5 protein-coding genes are annotated in these 7,355 nt (G+C 44.3%); all 5 read left to right on the top strand.

All coding sequences use genetic code 11. The features are described 5' to 3' along the window. Nucleotides 1-115: 115 nt before the first annotated feature. Nucleotides 116-1,180, top strand: coding sequence for a hypothetical protein (locus tag A2W93_01045; protein ID OFY54173.1), 1,065 nt, complete (start codon nucleotides 116-118; stop codon nucleotides 1,178-1,180). Next, nucleotides 1,177-2,028: a hypothetical protein gene (locus A2W93_01040; GenBank protein OFY54172.1), complete on the top strand. Its 852-nt coding sequence runs from the start codon at nucleotides 1,177-1,179 to the stop codon at nucleotides 2,026-2,028. The genes A2W93_01045 and A2W93_01040 overlap by 4 nt, the downstream gene beginning before the upstream one ends. Nucleotides 2,029-2,150: 122 nt before the next feature. Beyond that, a complete protein-coding gene (locus A2W93_01035) occupies nucleotides 2,151-5,495 on the top strand; it encodes a hypothetical protein (GenBank protein OFY54171.1) in 3,345 nt (1,114 codons plus the stop codon). Then, nucleotides 5,495-6,271, top strand: coding sequence for a hypothetical protein (locus A2W93_01030; GenBank protein ID OFY54185.1), 777 nt, complete (start codon nucleotides 5,495-5,497; stop codon nucleotides 6,269-6,271). Before A2W93_01035 ends, A2W93_01030 begins: the two co-directional genes overlap by 1 nt. Then, nucleotides 6,268-7,296, top strand: a complete 1,029-nt coding sequence (locus A2W93_01025; protein OFY54170.1) for an L-asparaginase 1 — start codon at nucleotides 6,268-6,270, stop codon at nucleotides 7,294-7,296. Before A2W93_01030 ends, A2W93_01025 begins: the two co-directional genes overlap by 4 nt. The last annotated feature ends 59 nt before the right edge of the window (nucleotides 7,297-7,355 follow it).

The raw sequence follows: 7,355 nt of genomic DNA, 5'->3' as shown, positions 1-7,355 counted from the left end.
TCTCTGGTAAAACCAATCGCAGTAAATCTGTTTCCATTTTGTGTATTTTTTGAACCCAAAAATACACTTTCTCCCCAAGTTTTTAATCTGACCCTATAAAAGTGCCAGCAGCACTTTGTATTTTTCAGCGGAGCAGAAACTTGGCAAAAAGTGGTTTCTGAATTACGGGTTGCGGCAGCCTGTATGGCGCAACAATGGCCTGACTCAGGTATATTTCTTCGATTCATTGTACCATGTCACGGATACTGTCAACTATGGACTAAATGAAAAAATAATTTCTTTCCGATGTCTTGAACCTCGTCTTGTCATCACCTACGCACCTGTAACCGGCCGCCAGTTAAAGTTTTCATACACACGCAACAATCAGTTTCTGCAAATTCTGAGCAGCAGCATTAGTCCTTTTAATGGAATTGAATCGTGGGTGCCGGCTGGCCCCAACATTGAGCCACAGCGCGCCGATCAGGTTTCGATCGGATATTTCGACCGCCTGTTGAAAAACGGATTTTTGTTTTCTGCTGAGGCGTATTACAAACTTATGCGCAATCAACTTGATTATGTTGATCACGCCAACTTGTTGCTCAATCCCTTGCTGGAAGCCGAAGTCAGAGAAGGGAAAATTAATGCCTATGGTATTGAGCTGATGGCGCGCAAAAGCAGCGGAGCGCTCACCGGGTGGATCAGTTACACTTATTCGAGATCGCTGGTGAATACACCGGAGCTTAACGAAGGCCGTACCTATCCTGCCATGTGGGATCGTCCGCACAATATTTCATTGCATGTTTCGTGGACCAATGGTCATCGGTGGAAACTGACTGCCAACTGGATTTATCTGACCGGAATGCCCGTCACGACACCGGTTGGCTACTACACCTATATGAACCACCTGGTGCCGGTTTATGACAAGATCCACAACGACCGCCTGCCGGATTATCACCGGCTTGATATTTCGGTAACTCTGGCTCTGGCTAAAGCTTCGCGCAAATGGCAACACTATCTCGAATTCGGAATTTATAATCTATATGGCCGACACAATCCGATTGCCATTACTTTCAATAAAATTGTCGATGACAACGGCAACTTTGTGCTGCCATCAGACTTCAGTGATCCTGCTTTGATCAATCCGGTGACGACTGCTGTAGCGGGCTTTATTCCTTCATTAACGTATCGTTTCAGGTTATGAAAAATATATTTCTGATTATATTGTCAGTCCTGATATTTGCTTCGTGTGAACGCGAAGCAGCATGGCCAACGGATGAGGGTAAACTTCCATATCTGGTTGTGGAAGCCATGCTCACCAATGAAACAAAAAATCAGGAAGTCATTCTGAGCTTGCCCGTAACTTCTGCAAACAATGTCCCGGTCATGGTTTCAGGAGCCGATGTAAGAATCATTGATGGAACTACCATTTATCTGTTCACCGAAGACACACTCAATCCCGGACATTATTATTCGAACGATGTGTTTGCCGGTGTTCCTGGTCATTCCTATGAATTGGCGCTTCGGTTTTTGCCTGGCGGAGGATGGGACGGCACTGATGTAATGCCGCCTGCAGAGCTGTTTTCGCCGCTAACTTTGTTGCTGGTAAATGAAGCAGATAGTTTATATAAAATTGCATCGGTATGTCAGAATTACGATCCATCGAAGTTTGCTATGTACGAGATATCGCTCGACTGGAGCGGTGTTCCGGGCTATGACACCCTTGAGAACAAAGCAGTTTTATATTACTATACGCTTGGATCGCTTGATATGGGCGAAGTTCTGCAAACCGATCTTGAATCGGTAACATTTCCGAAAGGCACGCTGATAAAGGAACGCAGGTATTCTATTTCTGGACCATACGCGGAATGGCTACGCGAAATTCTTATTGAAACACAATGGAACAATGGTATTATAATGGCTCACCCTGGCAATGCCACCAGTAATATGACACAATACATCAATTATGCAGATCCTGATGCAGACCGGCACAACATTGCAGGATTTTTCTGTGCCTGCAGTGTGGTGGAATGGAATGGTGTGGCGCAGTAGCGCTGCCAGTTGAAAGTTTATAAAGTTCATAAAGTTAAAAGGTGCTTCATTTGATCAGGTTTTCATTATAATTCCTAATTCCTTATCTTTGTACGTTTTATCAAACAAATTTTCAGGGGGTTATGAAAAATCTATTTATCCTTTTGTCTTTTTCCTTTTTTCTTTTGTCTTCTGCAACTGCACAGGAAAACCGTCCACACGATGCTTACTGGGCTGAAGAGCAGGGATACTTTTCCAATCTGCATCCGACTGATTACGGAATTGTTGCCAGTTCGAACAACTGCAATGAGATTTATCTGATCAACAACGGTGAATTGAAAACGCTGGTTTCTGCGCCTGGATGCGGCCGCTACATGCAAATGAGCCCTGATGGAAAGACAATCGGATTCAAGTACATTGCAGAAGATGGAATGCAAACGCCGGCACTGCTTGATATTACAACCGGCAAAACGACATCTCTTGCAGAACCCGCCCCATTATGTGGCCAGCCCTCGTTTTCAACCAATGGCGATGTTGTTATATCCGACACGTCAGGTTTCACAGTTTACAGAAAAAATGGGGTTTCTGAAAAATTTGCAACTGGCACATACGCCAATTATACTGCTGCTTCGCCTGATGGAAAATTTGTTGTATACAATGACAACAATGATCAGCTTCAGATGTTCAACACGCAAACTAAAGAGGTTGTCGCTATAAGCCCCGTAGGATGCGCGCTTCCGGAATTTTCGCCTTCAGGAAAATTCATTTCATTTGTTTCATCTCTGCAAAGAATTTTCATTTACAATACTGAGCAAAACCGCATTGTGACAACATTGTACGGTACTGCTGCCGAATGGCATCCTTCTCTGGATTTGCTTGCATTCAATTTTATTGAATCAACAAATTACACGGTTTCGCGCGCTGAAATAAAAATGCATAATCCTGAAACCGGCGCTGAATCATTAATTGCAGGTGATACTGAAAATTTGTTTTTCGATCCGGCCTTTGATAAATCCGGAAAATTTTATTTTCATGATCAGGTTTCGCTTGGAATTTATTCTGAAATAAACAATGCTCCGCAATGCATATACAGACACAATGCACGTCTTCCGATGAACTTTTTTGAAATTGCAAAAAGTACATTAGCGATTGTAACAGTACCCGGAAGCGTACCGTATGTACATCAGGTTTATGACACTCCAAACTGGCATTCGGGCTACTGGAGCTGTGCGCCGACAACCTCGGCCATGGCATTTGCTTATTACAACCGGCTGCCGCCCTGGCCTACAACAGTCGATCACGGCATGTCGTGGGATCCACATGTAAACAATTTTGGTTCTTATGTGGCAGACCGTTATCGCTTCAACGAATGGTACTACAGCGAAACCGCGCTGGATGCGGCCGATGGCACAACCTATGGCGGGTACGGTTATATGTGGACTGGCTCCTACGGACCTAACAGCCGTATGGAGGAATATATTGTTCAGCATTATGCGGCATCGAACCAGTATTGGACAACCGGCTGTACATGGGCTCAGACATTATCGGAAATCAACAACGGATATGTCCATCCAATCTGTAATTATCTGACTACTTCAGGGCATCTGACGTTATGCATTGGGTATTATGATACGCAACATTCGCTGTTGTTCAATGATCCGTACGGTGACCGCAATGATGCTACTTACTGTGATTATGACGGTGCTGGCGTTTCGTACGACTGGCCAACCTATAACAACGGGCTGGCCAATCTCGGCGGCTCCTACAGCTACGTTGCATGGACCGTTGCTGCCCGCACAACTGAACCGGTATACAATGACACCATCATAGACAACAATTATTACAATCACGGATTTTATGTAAACAACAGCACGCTAGGCAGCACGCAGCGCTACTTCCGTGATTACAATGTCGGTTACAATGGTCATACATGGTACACCATCGGCATGACAGATCCAGACATCTGTTTTACTACATGGACTCCCAACATAAGTGATACAGCCAAATTCATCGTCAGCGCCTATATTCCTTCAAAAGGAACAAGCACAACAAATGCCATTTATCAGATAAACCGGCTTGGTGCTGATACTGCTGTACATATAAATCAGGGTGCGAATAAAAATTCATGGGTGCAGTTAGGAACATTTATTATGTGCCCCGGTGAAGCAACTGTACGGCTTGGCGATTATACAGGCACAGACGGAGATACCATTGCATTCGATGCCATCAAATGGTCACGATATCCAAATCCTGTTTCACAGTTTTCGGCAGATCAAACTACAATTTGTCAGGGAAATAACATCGTTTTAACTTCAACAAGTCAGTACGCTGAAAGTCTCATCTGGAGCTGCTCAGGAGGAACACTCACAAGTCAGAACGGCAATCAGGCAACGTTCAATTTCGATGCACCGGGAACCTTTTCGGCACAACTGATTACTGTAAATTTTAATGGGCGTGATACACTTACATACAATTCCTACATCAATGTACAACCCAATGCTGTAGCGCAATTTACAGCATCTGCCGATACAGTTAACATGTCATCACCGAATGTAACATTCACCAACACTTCAGCCGGAGCAGATTCTTATGTCTGGAACTTTGGTGACGGGACCACTACAAACGCCACAGATCCTTCACATATTTATTCTACAATTGGAACATACACCGTTACTTTAGAGGCGTACGCATCCGGTTGTTCCAATGATACAACCAGCGCAACCATTGTGGTGATAAATGCCGCTGCTGTTTCTCAGTTAAGTGCAGACAATAGGACAGTTTGCGCAGGCGATACAGTTGTGTTCAGCTCCACGAGCCAGAATGCTACTTCACTTATCTGGAATTATCCCGGAGCAACATTAATAAATCAAACCAGCGATCAATGCACTGTTGTTTACAACAATGCCGGAACATACGATGCAGGGCTGATTGCCGTAAGTTCATACGGGAACGACACGATTGAATATTCAAACTACATTGTGGTTTCACCCAATGCCGAAGCGCAGTTCATCGTATCCAACGATACCGTGCCGGTTTCAAATCCACTGGTTGTTTTCACCAATCAGTCACAATATGCCGATTCTTATCTCTGGCATTTCGGTGATGGAGCCACCAGCAGCGACATCAATCCATATCACGCATATGCATCAACACCTGCTTCTTACTCCGTATTGTTGGAAGCTGTTTCAGCAAGTTGCGCAGACGATTCTGCCACGATCACCATTGTTGTTGTTGATCCGGTTGGCATCGGTGAAAACCGTGAAAATGAAATTCATTTCTATCCGAATCCAGTTGATAATGTAATTTTTATTCGATCAAACATAGCTGATGAAGCCATTTTCAGAATACATGACGAATCAGGACGTCTTGTTATGGAAGAACAACTTAGCAGCTCTGAAATAAATGTATCGCAACTGGCTGAAGGCATATATTCTCTACAAATTTTCACTGAAAATCAGAATTTTTCCTGTTTCTTTGTAAAAAAATGATGTTGATTGACACCCATACTCATCTCTATCTTACACAATTTGACGAAGACCTGAGCAACGTTGCGAAGCGCGCCCGCGAAGCCGGAGTTGAGAAATTGCTGATACCCGATATTGACAAGGAACACACAGAAAAAGTAAAACAAATAGTTGAACAATTTCCGGGTCTGATGTATGGGATGACCGGTATTCATCCAACCAGTGTTGATGCGGATTACAAGGAACAGATCGCGCATTTTGAAAAGGAAATCGAAGGTGGTTTTCCATGGATTGCTGTGGGTGAAATCGGTACCGATTTATACTGGGATAAAACGTATTTCAAAGAGCAGGAAATTGTCTTTCGCTATATGATGGAAACTGCTTCCCGACTGCATTTGCCTGTATCCATACATCAGCGCAGCTCGATGCAAGAAACCTTGAAAATCATGTCGGAATTCAACGGAAAAGTGACCGGCGTTTTGCATTGTTTCAGCGGAGAAAAAGATGACGCTACTACGGCCATAAACCTCGGCTACAAGCTTGGAATCAGCGGTGTGATTACTTTTAAGAACAGCAATCTGCGCGAAATTGTGACCTATACCGGGCTTGATCACATTGTTCTCGAAACCGATGCTCCTTTTCTGGCGCCCATGCCGTTCCGCGGAAAAAGAAACGAGCCTGCATATCTGAAATATGTTGTTACTTTGTTGTCGCAAACACTCGGCGTGAACGAAGCAACAATCGCAGAAGCCACGACCCGAAATGCTTTGCAGATTTTTCAAAAGATACAGACGACATGAACAGTAAGAAATCCGTACTTCTAATATACACAGGCGGCACCATCGGAATGATTCGTCGCGAATCGGACGGGTCGCTCATCCCGCTTGAGCTCAACAATATGTATCATTACCTGCCAGTGCTGGAAAGCCTTCCGGTGAAGATAGAAATGCTGAGCATGGAAAATATTATTGATTCATCCGATATGAATCCGGAATTCTGGAAAGATCTGGTAGAAATTATCGAAATCAATTATCTGAAATACGATGGATTTGTAATTCTGCATGGATCCGATACCATGGCATACACCGCATCGGTGCTGAGTTTTATGCTGGAGAATCTAAACAAGCCCGTAATTCTTACCGGTTCGCAACTGCCGCTCGGCATGGTTCGCAGCGACGGACGCGAAAATCTGATCAATGCAATTGAAGTGGCGGCCTCCTACGACGACGATACCGCGCTGGTTCCCGAAGTTGCCATTTGTTTCGAAAACCGGATTTTCCGCGGAAACCGCACTTCGAAAATCAATGCAGAAAACTTCAACGCCTTTATCTCTGGCAATTATCCTTTACTGGCCGAGATCGGTGTGAAAATAAAATTCAACAAAGCGTTTATTGCGAAACCAAGTTTCAAAAATCTGAAGGTGCACAAAGCGCTTTCGCCACGTGTTGGAATTCTCAAGCTTTTTCCCGGAATGCCCGATGCATACACGCGCCCGGTGCTGCTGCAAGAAAATCTTGATGTGATTATTCTCGAAACTTTTGGCTCGGGAAACGCGCCAACAACCAGCAGCTTCGTAAAAACCATTCACGAAGCTGTTTCAACCGGCAAAACACTTTTTAATGTCACACAATGCAAAGGCGGCATGGTCGAGATGGGGAAATACGCAGCCAGTCTGCCTTTGATGAATCTTGGCGTTGTCTCAGGAAATGATATAACAACGGAAGCTGCTATAGCAAAAGCTATGTTTTTATTAGGACAGGGATACAAAGAAAAGGAACTTGCAACAATGCTGCAAAAGCCGCTCCGGGGCGAGATGAACCAATGATTTTGAGTGGTGAGTGCCGAAGGCGTCAAAAAAAGCTACGCAGTTCCATAATTATTCGC

Source organism: Bacteroidetes bacterium GWF2_43_63, from assembly GCA_001769275.1.
Taxonomy (GTDB): Bacteria; Bacteroidota; Bacteroidia; order Bacteroidales; family DTU049; genus GWF2-43-63.
Note: the sequence above shows the minus strand (reverse complement) of the source record. Positions and strands in the feature narration are given on the sequence as shown.

Coding starts and splice junctions, on each gene's coding strand:
- A2W93_01040 (OFY54172.1), top strand. CDS start 1,177: ATGAAAAATATATTTCTGATTATATTGTCAGTCCTGATATTTGCTTCG.
- A2W93_01035 (OFY54171.1), top strand. CDS start 2,151: ATGAAAAATCTATTTATCCTTTTGTCTTTTTCCTTTTTTCTTTTGTCT.
- A2W93_01030 (OFY54185.1), top strand. CDS start 5,495: ATGTTGATTGACACCCATACTCATCTCTATCTTACACAATTTGACGAA.
- A2W93_01025 (OFY54170.1), top strand. CDS start 6,268: ATGAACAGTAAGAAATCCGTACTTCTAATATACACAGGCGGCACCATC.